11 protein-coding genes are annotated in these 18,680 nt (G+C 65.8%); 4 read left to right on the top strand and 7 right to left on the bottom strand.

The genetic code is table 11. The features are described 5' to 3' along the window. Positions 1–11 precede the first annotated feature (11 nt). The 3 genes from ACIBTM_RS36080 to ACIBTM_RS36070 form a co-directional block, all read right to left on the bottom strand. Complete coding sequence (locus ACIBTM_RS36080; RefSeq protein WP_395881642.1) at positions 12–1,430, bottom strand: GH1 family beta-glucosidase; 1,419 nt, start codon at positions 1,428–1,430, stop codon at positions 12–14. A gap of 114 nt (positions 1,431–1,544) precedes the next feature. Next, complete coding sequence (locus ACIBTM_RS36075) at positions 1,545–2,216, bottom strand: LuxR C-terminal-related transcriptional regulator (RefSeq protein ID WP_395881641.1); 672 nt, start codon at positions 2,214–2,216, stop codon at positions 1,545–1,547. A gap of 190 nt (positions 2,217–2,406) precedes the next feature. Then, positions 2,407–4,410 carry a hypothetical protein gene (locus ACIBTM_RS36070; RefSeq protein WP_395881640.1) on the bottom strand — a complete coding sequence of 668 codons (2,004 nt, stop codon included), beginning with the start codon at positions 4,408–4,410 and terminating at the stop codon, positions 2,407–2,409. A 499-nt stretch (positions 4,411–4,909) separates the two neighbouring features. Here ACIBTM_RS36070 and ACIBTM_RS36065 point away from each other — a divergent pair, with 499 nt between their 5' ends. Both ACIBTM_RS36065 and ACIBTM_RS36060 read left to right on the top strand, forming a co-directional pair. After that, the gene (locus ACIBTM_RS36065) at positions 4,910–7,504 is read left to right on the top strand and encodes an AAA family ATPase (protein ID WP_395881639.1); all 2,595 of its coding nucleotides are present in this window, start codon (positions 4,910–4,912) and stop codon (positions 7,502–7,504) included. A gap of 17 nt (positions 7,505–7,521) precedes the next feature. Further along, a complete protein-coding gene (locus tag ACIBTM_RS36060) occupies positions 7,522–9,915 on the top strand; it encodes a right-handed parallel beta-helix repeat-containing protein (RefSeq protein WP_395881638.1) in 2,394 nt (797 codons plus the stop codon). 30 nt (positions 9,916–9,945) lie between these two features. On the opposite strand, the gene ACIBTM_RS36055 is transcribed toward ACIBTM_RS36060, so the two are convergent. The 3 genes from ACIBTM_RS36055 to ACIBTM_RS36045 form a co-directional block, all read right to left on the bottom strand. Beyond that, positions 9,946–10,692 carry an ESX secretion-associated protein EspG gene (locus ACIBTM_RS36055; protein ID WP_395881637.1) on the bottom strand — a complete coding sequence of 249 codons (747 nt, stop codon included), beginning with the start codon at positions 10,690–10,692 and terminating at the stop codon, positions 9,946–9,948. Positions 10,693–10,905: 213 nt separating this feature from the next. Continuing rightward, positions 10,906–13,149, bottom strand: a complete 2,244-nt coding sequence (locus ACIBTM_RS36050) for an ATP-binding protein (RefSeq protein WP_395881636.1) — start codon at positions 13,147–13,149, stop codon at positions 10,906–10,908. Positions 13,150–13,268: 119 nt separating this feature from the next. Then, on the bottom strand, positions 13,269–13,880 hold the full coding sequence (locus ACIBTM_RS36045; RefSeq protein WP_395881635.1) for a LuxR C-terminal-related transcriptional regulator: 612 nt from the start codon (positions 13,878–13,880) through the stop codon (positions 13,269–13,271). A gap of 784 nt (positions 13,881–14,664) precedes the next feature. On the opposite strand from ACIBTM_RS36045, the gene ACIBTM_RS36040 reads away from it, so the two are divergent. After that, positions 14,665–15,039 carry an aldo/keto reductase gene (locus tag ACIBTM_RS36040; protein WP_395881634.1) on the top strand — a complete coding sequence of 125 codons (375 nt, stop codon included), beginning with the start codon at positions 14,665–14,667 and terminating at the stop codon, positions 15,037–15,039. Between the two features lie 288 nt (positions 15,040–15,327). Here the strand turns inward: ACIBTM_RS36040 and ACIBTM_RS36035 are convergent, their stop codons facing one another. Continuing rightward, on the bottom strand, positions 15,328–15,738 hold the full coding sequence (locus tag ACIBTM_RS36035) for a hypothetical protein (protein WP_395881633.1): 411 nt from the start codon (positions 15,736–15,738) through the stop codon (positions 15,328–15,330). Between the two features lie 692 nt (positions 15,739–16,430). On the opposite strand from ACIBTM_RS36035, the gene ACIBTM_RS36030 reads away from it, so the two are divergent. Further along, entirely contained in the window at positions 16,431–18,365 is a 1,935-nt protein-coding gene (locus ACIBTM_RS36030) for a hypothetical protein (RefSeq protein WP_395881632.1), read from the top strand. Positions 18,366–18,680: the final 315 nt, after the last annotated feature.

Raw genomic sequence — 18,680 nt, 5'->3', positions numbered from 1 at the left:
GCCCGCACGGCTCAACCACTCGATGCCCCGATGGCCGGTACTGCGTTGCCGACGATCACGTCACGATAGAAATATGCGCTGTCCTTGAGGGTGCGCCGCTGTGTAGCGAAATCCACATGGACGATACCGAACCGCTTCGAGTACCCCGCCACCCAGTCGAAGTGGTCCAAAAAGGACCACACGATATAGCCGCGCACATCCACACCTCGCTCGATCGCCGAATGAACGGCTCGCAGATGTTCTCGGAGATAGTTGATCCGCTCGATGTCATGTACCCGACCGTCCGCGGCGACGGTGTCGTCGAACGCCGCGCCGTTCTCCACGATGACCAACGGCAGACCGCCGGTTTCCCAGTTCAACCAGCGTAACAAGTCCGACAGCGAATCCGGATGCTGTTCCCAGCCGAACGCGGTCAGCCGGCCATGCGGTGGCGCCACACTCATCCCACCGAACCCGGGCAGCGCGCACTCTCTCGGAGCGTTCGTATCGGCGAGCCGCTTGATCCTGGTCGGTGCGTAGTAGTTCACCCCCAGCCAGTCGATCGGTTCGGCGATCTTCGCCAGGTCCCCGTCCTTTACAGCGGCACCGAGGTCGGCCACTTGGGCGGCGTCAGCCAGAACGTCCGTAGGATATCCCTTTCCCAACAACGGATCGAGAAAGAACCGATTGCGCAGGCCATCGAATCGCCGCGTCGCGTCGATATTCTCCGGTTCGTGGTTTTCGGGAAGCGCCGGGGAGAAACTCAACGCCAGCGAGAATTTGTGTTCGGGCGGGGCGGAGGCACGCAACTCCGCGACTGCCGTTCCATGTGCCAGCATCTGGTGGTGCGCCGCGAGGAGCGCGGCAGATGGGTCGCCATGGCCGGGCGCATGAAGTCCACTGCCATAGGCCAGGAATGCCCCGCAGAACGGCTTGTCGATCGTGATCCAGTACCGGACCCGGTCGCCGAGCGCGGCGTGCACGATCTTCGCGTACGCCGCGAAACACCGGACCAGTGCACGCGAACGCCACCCGCCCTCGTCTTCGAGCGCCTGCGGCAGGTCCCAGTGGTAGAGCGTCACCATCGGCTCGATTCCCTTAGTGCGCAGTTCATCGATCAACCGACGGTAGTAATCGAGTCCCGCCTGCGATACATGCTTGCCGTCCGGCATCACCCGTGCCCACGACACAGAGAACCGGTAGACCGGCAGTCCTATCTTCGCCATGGTGGCGACGTCTTCCGGGTACCGGTGAAACTGGTCGCAAGCGACTTTCCCGGTGTCACCGTGATGGGCCGTCCCCGGACGGCCGGTGAAGACATCCCAGATCGACGGACCTCGACCGCCCTCCGTGACACCCCCTTCAACCTGATAGGAGGATGTACCGGCACCCCAAAGGAACCCCCGAGGGAATACCAGCGGTCTACGCTGGTCCCGCACTCCGTAGCGCATGGGACGTCTTTCTCCGATCTATTCGAGAACGAGACAGCGGCATGGAATCAGGGCGCGGACGGAATGACCATTCGCGCCGACAACACATCTCGAAAGCCCTGTCGCCCGCGCCTTTCAGGCGAGCGCACCGGTCCTGATCGCGTAGGCGACCGCATGCGGCCGATTCGCCAGACCAAGCCTGCGAATGAGGCCGTAGAGCATCGCCCTCACGCTGCCCTCCGAACAGGACAGCTTCGAGGCGATCTCGCCGGTGGCGAAACCCTCTGCCACGAGCCGGATCGCGTCGAGCTCTCGCAGTTCCAGCCCCGAGAACGTCAACCCGTTGGGCTCGAGCACCTCGCTCTGCAAAGTACGGAGTTGCCGGAGGAACACCGTCTGCAGCCGTCGTGGCATGAGCGCGACGGAGCCACCCGCGCCCACGATGGCGTCCGTCAGCCTGGTCTCGTTCGCACAGGGCGTCGGCAGCACGCTCGTCACGCCGGCCTGGACAGCGGTCAAGACAGTGTCCACGTCGAACCGATCCGCCACGACCACACATCGGGCGCCCCGCTTCGTCGTACCGCCCGAGCAAAGCCGACGGATGGTCTCGACCTGCGCGGACGCGACCACGTGTTCGGCGAACACGAGTACCTCTGGGGCCGTCCGCTCGGTGTCGGCCACGAGGCTGACGTCGGGCGAGCTTTTGAGCAGCGCGGTGATTCCCGCTCGAAGAAGCCAATCCGAAGTGTGAATCGAGACCTGAACAGGTTTCACGACTGCCCCCGGGTACTCGCTGGGTTCTGGCACATACCCAGGGTGACCCGAAGACCTTCATAGTCTCTTCACCCGACCTCTAGACGAGCTAGATGAACATGCGACGAAGGGAGCCGCAGAGAACCCACATGGTTCACCTGGCCCAGCTCAGCGGGTATCGATCTGTACGTTCTTCAGTGCGTTCTGCCCTAAAAGTCAGTGAGAAATCACCTGATGAGAAGCACTAGCCTGCCACGACCATCGGTACTGTCAGCCGGCGGACCACGTCAGGTTCTTCGATGAATCTCACCTGCGTACGCTTCCGTTTCTCCCAAGCACGCTCCAGCCGCGCGAGCGCGGCCTCGTCCATGCTCCGCGCATCGGGCTCGTCCGGCCTCAACTCGCGCAGCAACACGGTCGTGGCCGGCGCGGAAGGGACGTCGTCATCGTCATCGGTCTGTTCCGCGGTCCGCACCGCGAGCACCTTGAATCGCCGGCCAGGTAGGAACACCGCTTCGTCGATCGGCCGGTGCAGCACGAGTTCGGAGGTACGGCGAGCCGAGACCGGCCAGACGAGCAGGTCGACTTCGGCGTCCGGGACACCGACGTCGTGCGATACGCTGGCACTCACGAAGCCGGGATCGGTGAGAACCGTACCGATGTCCCAGTTCCGATCGGATCGCGCCTGTCGCAACACCACCCGGCGATGGACGGGCAGCCTGCCGAGGCCCGACACCAGACAGGCGAGGTAAGAGTCGAGCTGGACCTCCTCCCCCGCCCGCAGCGCCTGATTCACCTCCACGGCGCCTGTCGGCCCACGAGTCAAGTAGAGACACACGGCGACATAGTCCGCCTTCGCCCCGAGTTCAGTCCGCCGGAGCGCCGGCCAGGTGGCCATGGCCGAGTTCACCATCGAGAGCCCGTCGGCGAACGAGCTCCCTGCGGCGGTGCTGAACCGGGCCTGCTCACCGGACGTGCTCGTGCGTTCCGGCCATGGCGCGACATCCGCCATCACCACAACGTCGTCCTCGGATTCCGTCGCACCGGCCACTTCGGTCTCCAGCGGGCCTTCTGGTCCGACCACCTCGGCAACAGGGGGATACGCGGTCGTTGACGGCGTTCCCGGGCCGGACACCGTGGCGACCGGAAACGCCGGAACCTCAGTGGCCGGAAGCGACTCCACGCTGTCGTCTTCGGGCGGCACAGGCACCGCGGGGAGATCGACGACGACGCCGGCCTTGTGGGCGAAAGCGGCGAGCCGCGCGCGGCCGCGCAGGTCCAGCACACCGTCGACCTGCACCCGGACGGTACGCAGCCGATCCTTTCCGGCACCTACGAGCAGCCGGTCGAACGCGGTCACGAGGTCATCCGTGATCTCCTCACCGAGCACGCCGACCGTCAGTGTCCAACCGTTTGGATCGAACGGCGCACGCGGGCCGGATACGGCGTGTGACTCACTTCGCAGGACCAGACCGGCGGGCACCACCTCCGCGACCGGACCGCCATCCGCCATCCGGTATCCCACCGTCGAATACCGGGTCCAACCGTCCGGGGGCGCTGCGACGTCCAGCACCTCCTGTTCGTACGTGCCCAGCCGCTGCCGCACCACAGTGGGAAAAGGCCGGAAACCCTTGTCGCTGTCAGGTCCCGTGACGACCACGTACCGTGTCGGCGATACGGCGACCTGGACCCCGGTGCTGAACACGACGTCGTGCGACCACAGATCAGCCAGCTGAGAGATCCAGCCGATACCGGTGCCGGCCGGGTTCAGGGGGACGACCAGCAACGCGGCCCGCACGGCCGCCGATACCGTGTCGAACAGCGCACTCACCTGCTTCGGCAGCAGATCGTGATCCTCGATGATCAGCTTGGGCCGTGCCAGGTCCATGGGAATCCGGAACGCCGGATGTGCCGAGGTCAGCGGTGCCGCGGGTGCGGCGCGCACGAGCAGGCCGGCGGCTACCGGCTCGGCGACCGCATCTCCCGCGGCCAGTGGCGACGTGGGAAGAGGTCGTTCCCAGGCCGGCACCGGGAGCCGGGTGGCCACCACCGTGCTCGGGCTGCCGCCGTGGAACCGGCGCCAACCGACCGACCCCGTGCTCGGCCCCACATACAGGCCGTTGGCGGGCGTTCCCGCGAGAGCGCCGTCGGGAGCGACGAGGTCGACCCGGAGCTCCGCCAGGACACGCCGTGCCAATGGCATCCCGCTGCCCTGCTCCCCGCCGAGACCGTCCAGCGCGATCCACACGGTGTGAAACTCGGATCCCGGACGAACCACAGTGTGAAGCAGCCCCATGACGGTGTCGTCGAGTGCACTGTTTCCGTGCGCCGCGGCCGACACCAGGACCGTGAGATGCCCGGTCCGTCGTGGCCATGCCGCGATCTGCTCAGCTTCTCCTGCCTGCTCGTTCCGGCAACGGACCAGCGCGTGTGGACCATGCCACTCCGCCACAAGCCGGTCCTCTTCCGGACCTGGCACCAGAGGACGCGTTTCGATCGCGGCTCCCGTCACGTCAGCTTCTCCCGTCCGGGGAAATGGGTCGTCCTGCACCTCACCACACTTGCCGCTGGCAGCGGTACAAGTGCCACCTCGGCCTGGTGACCTTTACGGGTTTTCCCTCACACAGTCCCCTCCGGCCATGGTCGTTCGGGCAACGTTAGACGGGTGCCGTCACTGAACCAATGAGTACTCCTTCCGGCTCACGCATCATGAACACACACAGTCAATGAGTGCGAAAGGAGTCGGCATGGCACGGACAACGCTCTCCGGACGAGACGCGGAAATGTCCGAACTGAACGCCGCGCTGGCCGACGTCAACTCTCATCGGCACACACTCGCCGTCGTGCGGGGCACGCCGGGGATCGGAAAGACCGCGCTGCTCACCGCGGCAGCGCATGGGTGGCAGCAGGACGGGCATACTGTCATCCGGATCCCGTTCTCCGGGGCGGTCGAGCCGTGGGATCTCTTCGGTTTCAACGCGATCATCGCGGCGCTTCAGGAGTTCTGCAACGAACTCGGCGACTTCGAACTGATCCGTGCGGTCAACTCCGCGAGCCTGCTGGGCACACCCGAGCGTTATCGCTCGACGCGGCAGCGCTCGAGTCTCCTCGTGAACCTCGCGATGATCTTCGGCAAGATTCACCGTCATGGCCCGATCGTGGTGATCGCCGATGATCTCGACACCGTCCCGAATCCCACGCTCGCGCTCGCTCCGGCCTGCTTACCGGGATGCCTCGTCGTCGCGGCCTGTCGCGACGACGGGCGCTTCGCCGCTCCTGCGGTGCAGCTGGCTCAACTGGCCGACCACCTGATCGACCTCGGACCGCTCTCCGAGGACTACGTCGGCCCGCTCGTCGGCAAACGGATCCGCAAGACCGCGGACGATTCACTGCTCACCGCGCTTCGGCACACGCTCGGCCCCCTTGCCTGCGACCCCGGAACACTTTTGTCCACAGTGGACGAACTCTGCGGCGACGGGCGGATCACCATTGTGCACGGTCGGGCATGTCTCTCGGGTGACGCCCCGATAAGGCTCGCAGCAAGCCATGATCTCGTGAGCCAGGTGCGACGGCTGGGAACAGCCGGACATGAGCTCATGGTGCTCGCGACCACGGGGCCCGCATTCGGCGTCGAAGATCTCCCCACGCTCGCCGCCACGACGGGGCGCGACCTCGCCGAATACGGCCACGCGGTCGACACCCTGGCGGCGGTCGGCGCGCTGGTGAGCGACGAGTCGGGACAATTGAGCAGCACGTGCCCGGCGCTGTCCGAGGCGGTGCTCGCCGACGCCCTCCCGGTGGCCCGCCGGTTACACGGGGAAGTCGCCGAGCATCTACTGAAGACCGGTGGCAACGAGACCGCCATCGCCGACCACATCGCGGCGGCGGAAAAGGAGGTAACTCCTTCGGCCACGTTCGCGCGAGTGCTTCTCGACCAGGCGGGCGGTTCCGGGGAGAACGAGCAGGAAGGCGCCGCGCGCTGGTACCACGCGGCCCTGTGGCACCTGGATCGCGACGACCAGGTGCGACCACGAGTGCTGTCGGCGTTGCTTCGACTGCTGCTCCGGACGGGTGACTACGAGCGTCTCAGCGTCGTTGCCGAAGAACACGCCCGATTCATCGACCCGAAGGAACTCTCGGCCGCGGCGCTCATCGCCGCTCTGCACACGTCCTCCCCGATCGGGAACGATGTTCGAGAGGCCGTCGAGGATGACGACGAGATGCTGGAATGGCACGACAGCTGGTTCGCAGGCGACAGTATCGACTTCGCGGGCTTGGTTGCGATCACCGCTCCGCTTTCCGTCGACCGGAACACTGCCGAGTCCGACGGGCTCGCCGATGCCCTGGCGATGTGGGATGTCGCGGCGCTACTCGCTATCAGGACGAACTCCGGCATTCCCGACCATGGCGTGCTGGCCCGGTACCACCGTGTCGTCACCTTGTACTCCCGCGGAGACTTTCCGGCGGCGTTGTCAGCCGTTCGTACACTCATCGCCACCCCGATGCCAGCCGACTCCGCCAACCCGGTCCAGAACCTCGGTCGCCTGCTGGCCGCCGAAATCTGTGTCACGACCGGAGAGCTCAAGCAGGCAGCGAACTGGCTCGCGGCGGTCGGGGACGATCGCAGGATCGCTGCGATGCGTGGCTGGGCCGAGATCGGGCTGCTGGCGGCGGACGGGGACAATGCCAGTGCGCTGGCACGGGGCTGGTGGGCATACCGGCAGTTCGGTGCCGGAGAGGTCCCGGTCGGCGGGGAGCGGCTACTGTCGCGTCTGACCACCATCGCCATGAGCGGCGGGCAGGCTGATTGGGGCCGAAGGCTGCTCACCGTGATGACGGCGCTCGCCGATCGCATGGGAAGCCCCGTCGGCCGCGCTGCCCTGGAATTCGTCCGTGGCGTCGCCACCAAGGACGAAAGCAGCCTGCGGGCGAGCGCCGACATGGCGCGGCGTCGCGGTCATTTCCCAGACCTGCTCGTCGCTTTCCTGGCGCTCGGCGAACTGGCCGTGGATCCGCGGCCTTGGTTACACGACGCGTACGAGATCGCGGGGGGCCTCGGCTCCGCACCGCTCCGGGCGAGGAGCAAAGCGATCATGCGGGACCGCGACGTGGCGCCGCCTCGCGCGGATGCCGACCGGCCCACGGTGTCCGACACGGAGATGCGCGTCATCGACCTCATCCGGGTCGGACGGACGAACCGTCAGATCGCGGACACTCTGCGGGTGACGGAAAAGACTGTCGAGTACCACCTAACGCGGTTGTTCCTTAAGACCGGCTGCCGTTCCCGGGTCGATCTCGCTGCGGCGAAGGCTCGAGGACTGCTCACCGCGGTCAGCGCGTGACACGATCAGGAGCATATGTGGGCCACGATGTGATTCAGGTAGGCCAGACTCAGAACGGCTACCGAAGTATCGCGGCCGGGCTGGCCGCGGCGACGCATGGCTCGCTGATCGTCGTCAGGGCGGGCCGCTACGCGGAAAGCCTCACGCTGACCAAGGCGGTGACGATAGCCGCGGAGGACGGTCCTGGCACCGTCCATGTGGCCGCGCCGTCGGGCAGCGCGATCACGCTGACCGCGGAATCCGCGGCGCTGTCCGGCCTCACGGTGGAAGCCGACGATCCGGACAGCCCGGCGATTGTCGTGTCCGCAGGTCAGCTGAGTGTTACCGAATGCGACGTTCGGGCCGCGGGCTGGGCAGCGGTATACGCCCTGGACAGGGGCACGATCTTGATGCGGCAGTGCCGGGTGCAGAACGCGACCGGTGCTGGTGTCGTCGTCACTTCCCAGGACAACGTCCTGGAGAGCTGCCGGCTCAGCGATCTGGGCACCTCGGCCATCGTCGTCGCCGAGAGCGGTTCGCTGAGTGTCCGCTTGTGCGAGATCGACCGCACCGGGGGAAACGGGATCTGCCTCAACGGGCAGGGGCATGCCGTCGTGGAGGACACCACGATCACCGGGGCGGGTCAGCCGGCGATGGCGGTCGAACAGCGGGCAACGACCACGGGTAGCAGGATCAAGGTCCGTGACACGAAAGGGATCGGCTTCTATCTCGCCACCCGGGCGACCGTGACGCTCGACGAGTGTTCGGTCGTCGGCAGCGGAGCGGACGGCGTGTTCGTCTCCGAATCATGCGCCCCGGTATTGCAGGGCTGCCGGGTCAGCCGCGCCGGCAGGCACGGGTTCCACTTTACCGGCAAGGCGGCGGGCCGGGTGATCGAATGCGACGCTTCCGGGAGCACGGGTGCCGGGCTCGACGTGGCCGGGCAAAGTACCACCGAGTTCGACCGGCTGAGCGTGTCGGACAGCAAACTCGCGGGTGTGCAGATCGGCGGCGAGGCAGATCCCTTCTTCCGGCAGCTGCGCGTCGCAGGCTCCGAGGGTATCGGTATCCGGCTGTACGACGGTGCGCGAGGAAGGCTCGAGAACGTCGAGATCGACCGGGCCGCGACTGTGGGTCTTCGAGTCGAAGCCGGTGCGCGAAGCTCAGTTAGCGGGCTGACCGTTCGCGGTACGACCGAGGCCGGGGCGTCGGTCAGTGAAGCATCGGTGCAACTGTCCGACTGCGACATCGCCGGAGCCGGTGCCGACGGGGTGTACGCCGGAAACGGCGCCGAGCTGGAAATCCATCGCTGCCGCGTGCAGCGCTGCGCGGGCAACGGGCTTCACGTCGACTCCGGCGCCTCCGGCAGGATCACCGACTCCGAATTCGTGGCCAATACCGCCGACGGTATCCAGGTGCGCAGCACGGACGCGGTGCACATAGCCGGCTGCACGGTGCGCGACAACGGCGGCGCCGGACTGCGGCAGTTGAAGGCGAGCGGAGCGGTGGAGGTCAAGGGGCTCACCAGCTTGGACAACAGTATCCCGGACGCCTACGGTGAATCGGCCTCGACGACGGTGGACTCCGCGGCAGAGTCCGGCACAGCTGTACCACGACCGCGGCCCGGCGCAGGAGACCCGATGACCGAGCTCACCGGGTTGGTCGGGCTCGACGGCGTCAAACGCGAGGTCACCTCGCTGGTGAATCTCAACAAGATGGCACAGTTCCGCAAGAACGCGGGACTCTCGGCACCGCCGATGTCACGGCATCTCGTGTTCGCCGGCGCGCCCGGCACGGGCAAGACCACGGTCGCCCGGCTCTACGGTGCCATCCTGAACCAACTCGGCGTGCTACGCTCCGGGCACCTCGTCGAAGTGGCCAGAGCGGACCTCGTCGCGAACATCATCGGCGGTACGGCGATCAAGACGACCGAAGCGTTCAACAGCGCACTCGGTGGCGTGTTGTTCATCGACGAGGCGTACACCTTGTCCGCGGGTGGCGGCGGGTCAGGACCGGACTTCGGCCGCGAAGCCATTGACACCCTCGTGAAGCTCATGGAGGATCACCGCGAAGACGTGGTCGTCATCGCGGCGGGCTACTCCAATGAAATGCGGAGTTTCCTCGAGGCGAACCCCGGCATGGAATCGCGATTCAGCCGGACGATCGAGTTCACCAACTACACGGCCGACGAGCTCGTGACCATCGTGGCGTCACATTGCAAGCGGCACGACTACCGGTTGGATCCGCCCGCGGCAGACGCCCTGCTGGAATACTTCGAGAAGATTCCCAAGGACGGCACGTTCGGCAACGGCCGGACCGCGCGAAAGGTATTCGAGAGTATGGCCGACCGGCAGGCGTCACGGCTCGCGATGAGCGGTTCCACCGCGATGTCCGAACTCACCCTGCTCACCGCGGACGACCTGGCTCTCTGAGGAGGTGGGCGCGGAGCTGCCACGTCCCCGTCAGGCCACTGTGGACAGCACAGCGCTGAGGTACCGCTCCATCCCGACGCGATCTGCCGAACTCACGGTGAGCAGGCCGTCCTCGGCGATCATCAGGTAGCGGCCCTGCTCGGTGTCGAACCAGGGCACCACAGCCGCGGATCGATGGTGATCAGCTGCGGAAAACCCGAACCGGCCGACGGCGTGCCGCCGCGCCAACAGCACCGAGAGACCTCCGGTCGCGGCGTCTGCCGGACCCTCCTCCACCAGATCTGCGAAGAACTCCAGTACATCGTCCTCCGCACGGGCCGCGCTGTGGTGGACCCGCATCGGCGTGCCCGGCCCCGGGCCTGCGGCGGGAAGCATACCGACGATCGCCGGCACCAGCGCCGTCGGTTCGATTCTCGTGATCCACAATTCACCACCGGCCTGTGCGGCGAGTACGCCCGCCTCGTGACCGACCGCTGCCAGCGCCCGGAACGGGTAGCCGACGTCACCCACCACCTCGATCGAGGCACGGTACTTGCCGAGCAATCGCAGCAACTCCACCAGGTCGGTGTCGACATCGGTCCCGGACACGACCTCCCGGTCCGCGAGTTCCCGATACACCTCGGCGGTGAGAGCGGCGACCTGGGCCGCATCGGCATCCGCGAACGGCGCTTTCAAGGGAGGAGGCACCTCACCGAGTTCCAGCGCACGCCACAAGACTCCGAACTCCTCGTCGGAGAGCACGAAATCCGGGCCGGCGGCAGCACAGGCCGCTCTCATCGCAGGACTCCGTCCGCCAGCCCGGTGAGAGCGGTGATGGCTGCTTTCTCACGGACGACCGGCGCTACGGTCGACACATCCCTTGACGGTCCATTCGACTGAATCACGAGACTCCCCGCTATTTGTGGAATTCTCGCCATTCAAACAAAATGATTCCGGCTGTGCCAGGTGGGCAGGTCGAAAAGTGTCCCTTTGCGCCCGCGATCTTACCCCTCAGACTTCCGGCAAAAGTGCCAGCTCGGACAAGGTACGTTCTCGCTGCGCGCGTAAGACAGGACCTTCAAAGACCGAAAGCGCCCTTTCCAGACATTCGCGCGCTCGCCCGTTCTGACCGCTCGCGCGCCACGCGACACCCTCCAGCAGTGCCACGTCGGCTTCGAGGATCGCCAAGCCTGCCTCGGCATGCATGGACCGCACCTCGTGATACGCCGCCGCAGCGTGCTCCGTCCGCCCCAGCCCTGACAGCGAGTTGCCCACCTCCGTCATGATCACCGCCCGGTGCCACCGCCACATCTCCGTATGAGTCTCGTCTCGGTGATCTTCCACCTCCAGGAGCAGAGCGCGATGGACGTCCAGTGCTTCCTCGTGGCGGCCCATCGACTGGAGGACCCGGCCCAACCCGTTCCGGACGGAGAACTCCGCCGTTCTGAGCTCGAAATCTCCGGCCATTTCGCAAGATCGCCTCGCATGCTCGAGAGCTTGGTCGCCATGTCCCAGGCGCATCAGCACCGATCCCAGGTAGGCGTGTGCCCACGCCTGTTCACGCCGAGATCCGGCTTCGACCGCGACGGCCAGCGCCTCCCTGTGCGTGGCGAGCGCGGTCGCGTTGTCCCCGACGCAGGCACGCTGCGCCCAGCCGAGGAAATTCAGCAGCGTGGCTTCCTCGGTGCGGCCGCCGAGTGCACGAGCGGCCCTGACACCGAACCCGAAGATCTCATCCCATGGATACTCCCGGTAGCGAAAATCGGAATACCAATGCATGGCGAGGACCAGATCCACCACCTCGCGGTGCCGCCCGCTCCTGCCGGCCGTGCGAAGCGCGGCCAGCCAATGTGAATACTCACGAGTCAGCCACTCCGCAGCGCTGTCTCGCGATGAGAAGGGCCCCGTCTCGAGTGCGTCGGGGAAGAACACCTTGGCCGCGGCCATCGCCGTGCTGAACAGGTGATCGAATACGCGCTCTGACAGTCGGTCCCGTTCCCCGGGTTTCTCCTCCGTGCCCAATCGCTCGTGGGCGAAGAGCCGGATCAGGTCGTGAAACTGGAACCGATCCGGCTCGGACGTGACTTGCAGCAGACTCGCACCGACAAGTTCGTCGAGGTTACGTCGTACCTCGATGGGGGAAGCATCCGTGGCCACCTCAGCCAGCTCGACACCGAAATCCGCACCAGGCAGGAGGGACAGTCTCCGGAAGAAAAGCCGCGCGGCAGGAGACAGGCGGCGATATGAGACCGCGAAGGCCGAGCGCACTTGGATATCACCGGCGGACAACGAACTGAGCCGGGTCCGCTCATCATGAAGCTGTTCGACAAGGTACGAGAGGGACCAGTGCGGCCGGGTGGCAAGGCGATTGCCGGCGATCCGGACGGCGAGCGGCAGATTCCCGCACAACGCGACCAGCTCTATCGCCTTACCGGGTTCCGCCAGAACCCGGTCCGGCCCCACGATCGCCTTCAGCAAGCCCACTGCGTCGGGGCCCGACAGGGCGGCCAGGCGCACAGTACGCGCCTCCGCCAATCCTGAAAGCGTGCGGCGGCAGGTGACCAGCGTCAAGCAGCCGTTTCCCGTGACCAGTAGCGGACGGATCTGCGCCTCAGCTGCCGCGTCGTCCAGCAACAGCAGCACCTTGCGCCCGTCCATGAGTAACCGGAGCAGGTTGGCTTGATCTGGTTCGGAAACCGGGATCTCCGACTGCGCCACACCCAAGGCCCGCAGCAGCCGATCGAGTGCCACTCGGGTGGACAACGGCACCTGGTCCATGCCGCGCATGTCGATCGCGAGACAACCATCCGGGAAGTCGGCGCTCAGGTCGTGGGCCGCCCGCACCGCCAGCGCGGTCTTGCCGACACCGGGATGACCGACGATCGTGACGACACCGCCCGTCCGAGCCTCGTCACGGAGTCGAGCCAGTTCACGGTCACGCCCGAGGAGGTCCGGCACCGCCGAAGGCACCATGCACAGGCCCGCCTCGTCCAAGATCCGCGCCGTACGGCGACGCCCTTCTTTAGCGACGATCAGGAACGACTCGCGCTCGTCACCGCCGAGCCGCAACGCGTCCGCCAGCACTTCGGCCGAACGCCGCTGTGCCCCCTGTGCCCGGCCGTGTTCCAAATCCCGCAGCGCGCGCACACTCATGCCAGATGCCCGCGCCAAGTCCGCCTGCGAAAGGCCTGCTCGGCGCCGGTAGCCGAACAACAGCTTGCCGAAAGCCGTACGCCTGTCTTCACCGTCGTCCACCGAGGACATTTCATCGACAGCCGCCCTTGACCAAGGGGGCCTGCTCCTTTCAGCCTGGCTCAGTACAGGTCGCGGCCGTGTACCGGACCGATCCGTGGTCATTCACCCGGATAGCGAACTCAGATCACCCCGGCACGCATCGCGTAGGCGACCGCATGTGATCGATTGCGCAACCCCAGCCGGTTGGTCATCAAGTAGAGGATGTTCTTCACGGTCCGTTCCGAATAGCGCAGGTTGAGCGCGATCTCGTTCGTGTCCAGGCCATCCGCCACCATCCGGAGCACGTCGATCTCTCTTGCGGTGAGGCCAGGGGCACCCACCATGTCTTTCCGTACGAGCACTTCGCGGTGCAGTCGCTCCGTCTGCGCGATCAGCCGCCCCAGCAGGTCGGACGGTATGTCCGCGCCCTCCTCCGCCACGGCGCGGACGCTCGTGACCAGCCGGGTGCCGGTCACCGCGTCACGCGGCAGGATCGCCGCCACGCGGACCTCGACCGCCGTCAACAGCTCTTCGTCCTTGATCTCGTTGACGATCAGTACGATCGGAACGTCCAGCTCGTTGGCCAACGTGCGCAGGGTCGCGACGGCAGCGGCGTTGAGGTGCTCGAAGGCCGCGACAACGCAGTCGACCTGTCCTGACTCCGGCTGAGCGACCACTGCCAGGTCAGGTTGCGATTCGAGGCAGCGGACGAGCCCGGCCTGACTGATCGGATCCGAGGCAGAGACAGCCACTCGAACCTGTTCCATGTGTCCCTCCAGCCCTAGACGCTCTGACGACAAGTCTGCGCAGGACGACTCCAGTCCTTCTCTATGTGACCTATACGAGCCCCATGACAGCAGCTCTACGGCGGACAGGGACGCATTAGGGCGCCGTGCTTGCGGCCAGGATCACGCCGTGACCGAGCTGCTCGGCCTGCCTAGGCGGAGGAGATCGGCACCGGTGCGGCATGACGCCGTCAAGCCCGACGTTTCATGACAATCCGCATATCGACAAGCCGTCCGCGCGAATGGGCTCAGGTCGATTTTTGTGGGAACCGCGGCAGTCACGCGGCTCCTGACCTGCGACTCAGACGGCGACGTACGCCGAGCGCTCAAGTCCATCCTTTGTCAAGTGCCAAACCAAGGAACGTCGACGCCTTGACACTGATCTCGGCGACTGCGCCGTGAGCAGACAGACAAAGTCACAGGGTCATTCAAGATCCGGCTTTTTCATCCTCGCGGTACGCACCGCCGGCTTGCACGCCGACCCGATGAGCAGGTTCGACCATGACGGCCTCGACCGCGAGTCTTCTTGGACTGGCGTTTCACCTCGCCGCTGAAGTGAACATCGGCCACCCGGACGGCGAGAGGGTGCCTGACGCGAGCGGGAGGCGCGACGGAAACGCAGAATCCGCGAGCACGGCCTCGTCACCTCCGTCGAGGGTCTTGGCTCCATGGGCATGATGGCGATGTACGGCACCCCGGACGAGGCCGAGGCGACGGCGACCATTCACCGTGCCGTCGACTGGGCGTCACGATGGTCGACACAGCGGACATGTACGGACCTTTCAGTGGAGAGGAACAGCTCGGACAGGCGCTAAAGAGGCGCCGGGACGGACTGACCGTCGCAACTAAGGGTGAGGGTCACTCTCGACCAGACCGGGAAGTTCGTCGGCGGCCCGAACGGGCGCCCGGACTACTTGCAGACGTGCGTGGAATACTCACTGCACAGGTTGGAGACGACCCACATCGACCTGTTCTACCTGCACCGCGTTGTCGCCGCACTTGCCGTGTCCAGATGGGTTCGTGTCTTGATCGTGTGGCTCGCGGCCACGACGGGCGGGACACCATCTGCGCGTCTCCGTGTCTCATTCTCTCGACATCCATCTGGTATGGATCATACTGTTGTTAAGCGGTGAGGTGGCCGGTCGTGCGCCACCCCACCCTGCAGCTCTAGCTGATCAATTCCTGAATTCGGTTAGCCACCCAGAGGTGTACCTCGGGTGGCAAACTCCACCAGAACCCGACGATCGCAGCGCACCAGCGGGCCAGCAGCGATAGACGCTGCAAGGCGCTACTGGTACCGTGAAGTCGAGTCTTACGTGCTTGAGGGCACTGGACGTGACGAGGAGTCCCCGCCGGGTGGCAGCCCGGCGAAGCGGGGCTCCTTCGTCGTAGTAGGGGCCGGTAGATTCCTGATCTACACGGCTTTTTTCCGCTCCTGCGCCGTGCTTTTGCCACGGCGGTCCTCCTGTCCCCGCACCGCCACGGTGCGGTGGCCGTGATCGTTGCCCGACTGGCGACGATCGTCGTGAGTGGATCCGCCGACCGCGTCCGGCGTTGGCGCGTAGCCCGGCACGGTGGTGCCGGTGGCGTTGGCCGAGAGGGTTTCCACCGGGTAGGTGTAGAGGCCCCTGTGTTCGCGGACCAGTTGCCCACGGTCTACCTGGTAGCCAAGGGCATTGCTGACCTTGGCCGAGTCGGCAGTCACGCCCAGCATTGCGAGACGGTTGACCACCTCCGTCACCGTGAAGGTCTCCCCTGGAGTGATCACCTGCAGCAGCAGGCGCCGCAGAGGTAACTCCTGTAGCGCCTTGTCCGCGACCGACATTTGCGAGTTTCCGCTGGACGGGGGACGCGGGCTGCTCGCGGGCGAGCTCTCGACCTCGTTCAGAACCTCACGACATACTTGCACCAGCTGCGGCGGAAGCTGCACGACTGCTCCTGCTTGACGCAACGTCTGCGTCAAGCCCAGGAACTTCCGGATGCCCTCGACCAAGACGTCCACGTTCGGCGGGGGTGACCCGTCGTCAGTGTGTTGCGTCCCGACCATGCACGCCACCTCCGTCGCGTTCGTGCGCGATCTACTCACCGGCGAACTCTACACACTTGGAATCCAACTTTCGAGTTTGGGTTCGGGCTCGCGTGTCGCCTGTGACGCAATAGGCCCGGCCAAGTCCTTTGTGTCAGTCGAGTGCGACATACGCATCAACGAGTCCAAGGATGTTGCGAAACAACGATGACAGGGGACCCACGAGCCTCGGCGTTTCCAGCGCACACCGCGCAGCGTGCCGATCGGGGCCCGACTGGCGCGACTCTCCTTCCATCCGCTATAACTTCACGCAAGTTGGAATCACGTGATTGTGCAGTGCGGCCGTTCGAGGGGTCTTGTACGGCCGAATGGGTAGTGCGGAGGCGCGGTGAACCTGCACCGCTCCGCTTCTCGTGCAGGGTTTTCAGGCCAGCGGCCCACGGCTGCGTCGTCGAACGCCTGCGGCTATGGCCGCGGAGGAAGGAGCACCCATGGTGCGGGTGCTGCGTGTCCTGAATCTCAAGATCAGGACTACACGCGGGTGGCAGGCCCACGAGTACGATCTGGACGCCCAGGTCGTAGTCATCTATGGCCCGGCGGACACCGGCAAGAGCTCGATCCCCGACGCGATTGGCTTCGCGATGGGCCTTGAGAACGTACATTTCCGTGGCGCTGTGGACCTGCATCTCCTGGAGGTCGTGCTCACCATCAGGCTGGGCAACCGCACCTACACGCTGCGGCGGCTGCGTTCGTCCAGCTCGCGGGTGGAGGTGACCGACGAGGTCGGCGACCTGGTGGGGCGTTTCCCAGTGAAGCAGCGCAGCGGGGAAACGACGATGTCGGACTGGCTGTTCGAGGAGCTCGGCATGGCTGAGGAGTTCGCCGTGCTCGGCTCCAAGCCGACGTTCCATTCTGCAGTGTGGCCCTACCTGCACCGCAGCCAGTTCGACATCGACCGGCACATTGTGCTGCCGTCCTCCTCCGACCGGCTTCGCCTGGACGCGCTGCAGATCATGACCGGTATCACCGACACCGAATTGGCCAAGCGCCGGGCCGAGCTGGAAAGGATCGACCGCGAAATCAATCAGCGACACCGCAAGTGTTCCGGCATCGCGGAGTTCCTGGCGTCCTCCCAGGCGACCGACCCGGCGGCGGTGCGCGCGGCTCTGACCGACCTGTCCGCGGACGAAGCGGCATCTGCGGCCCGCCTGGCCGTGCTGCGCAAGTCCGCCAACGCTGCCCTGGACAGTGCTGAACAGTGGCACCAACGCCGTCGTGCCGCCTACGACGCAGTCAACGTGGCCGAGCAGAAACTGCTGCTCGCGCGTCGGGATCTCGGCGAGGCCGAGGCTGACCTGGAAAAGGTCGACAAGTCGCTGCTTGTGCTAGGACAGCTGGAGGCCGCCGACCCCGCCGACCGGGTCACCCTTGAGCTGATCTCGGAGAGGACCTGCCCCGAGTGCGAGGCGAACCTGCTGGAGTACGTGCCACCACCTGGGCACTGCAACCTCTGCTGCCGGCCGTTGCGTGGACAGCAGAACCTTGCGACCCGAATCGCGTTGCAGAAGCAGCGCCAGATGATCGAGCAGAAGCTGACCAAGCTGCGCGAGGCCGACGAGCTGACGCAGAAGGCAGTCGAGGCCGCCCGCGCCGACCTTGCCACGCAGCTGGCCGCCCACCACGCACAGACCGAACACTCGGTCGCCCCGCACGTGGACGCCATCGCGGCCGCCACTGCCGAACTAGCCGCGCTGCGGCAACGCCTGACCGATCTGCGGCAGGTCGACGCAGCGCTGCGCCGCCTTGAGGAGGAACGACGCGCGATCGACGAGCTGAAGGCGCAGCAGCGACAGCGCTACGAGGAGCTGCGTGTCGCTGAGTCCGACCGCGAACATCGCGAATGGGTCGCCGAGACATTAACCGACATTTTCCGGAGCACCATCGCTGACATTGGGTTGCCCAACGCCACTGGTCGGGCACGCATCGACGCGGACACCCTGTTGCCGTTGGTGGACGAACAGCCATTCGAGGGGCGCGGCGGAGGTGCTCGGGTGGCTGTTTCGGTCGCCTACAGCTTGACTCTGCTCAGTTACACCCTGGAGATGGACAAGTCGAGCCTTCCGGGCCTGCTGATCATCGACTCGCCGCAGAAGAACCTCGGGACCAACACCGCCGACCGGGAACTGGCGCGCCGGGTGTACCAGAAGTTCCTCGACGCCCTGCAGATTCGCGGCACAATCGGGGACGGCCGCTATGAACGCCCCTTTCAGCTGATCATCATCGACAACGACCGACCAAAGGTCAAAGGCGTAAGCAGGACGCACAAGCTGGACTACGGCGACGGATTCATCAAGGACCTGGACTCGCCACACGGCATCCCCGAAGGTGACGGGTCGTTGCCATTCCAGGACGACCCCGGCGAGTAGCAGCGGTTCCGGCGACCGGCGACTTCCCGCCGACGATCGAGTCCTTGCAGCCTCGGGGGCGGAGGGCGTGTCCTGGTCGCGCGATCAGCTCGCCTGCACGACGCAGCGAACGAGTTCATCGAGCTCGACCCGCACTTCGACCACTTGACTCAGTCAAGAAGATCAACTTCACGCTCAGAGGAGCAGCGCCGCTCCTCCGGCGCGCGATGGAGGCAACACCCGCTGGTTCGGTCGCGGGCGGCGGAGAGGTCGTGGACGTCGGACGCGCTGGCGGTTACACCGACGATGCTGCGGTCGATCGCACCGACCCCGGTG

Source organism: Amycolatopsis sp. NPDC049868 (assembly GCF_044461365.1).
GTDB lineage: Bacteria > Actinomycetota > Actinomycetes > Mycobacteriales > Pseudonocardiaceae > Amycolatopsis.
The sequence above is the reverse complement of the archived record's forward strand: the minus strand, read 5'-3'. Positions and strand labels throughout refer to the sequence as shown.

Coding starts and splice junctions, on each gene's coding strand:
- ACIBTM_RS36080 (WP_395881642.1), bottom strand. CDS start 1,430: ATGCGCTACGGAGTGCGGGACCAGCGTAGACCGCTGGTATTCCCTCGG.
- ACIBTM_RS36065 (WP_395881639.1), top strand. CDS start 4,910: ATGGCACGGACAACGCTCTCCGGACGAGACGCGGAAATGTCCGAACTG.
- ACIBTM_RS36055 (WP_395881637.1), bottom strand. CDS start 10,692: ATGAGAGCGGCCTGTGCTGCCGCCGGCCCGGATTTCGTGCTCTCCGAC.
- ACIBTM_RS36040 (WP_395881634.1), top strand. CDS start 14,665: ATGGTCGACACAGCGGACATGTACGGACCTTTCAGTGGAGAGGAACAG.
- ACIBTM_RS36035 (WP_395881633.1), bottom strand. CDS start 15,738: ATGTCGGTCGCGGACAAGGCGCTACAGGAGTTACCTCTGCGGCGCCTG.
- ACIBTM_RS36030 (WP_395881632.1), top strand. CDS start 16,431: ATGGTGCGGGTGCTGCGTGTCCTGAATCTCAAGATCAGGACTACACGC.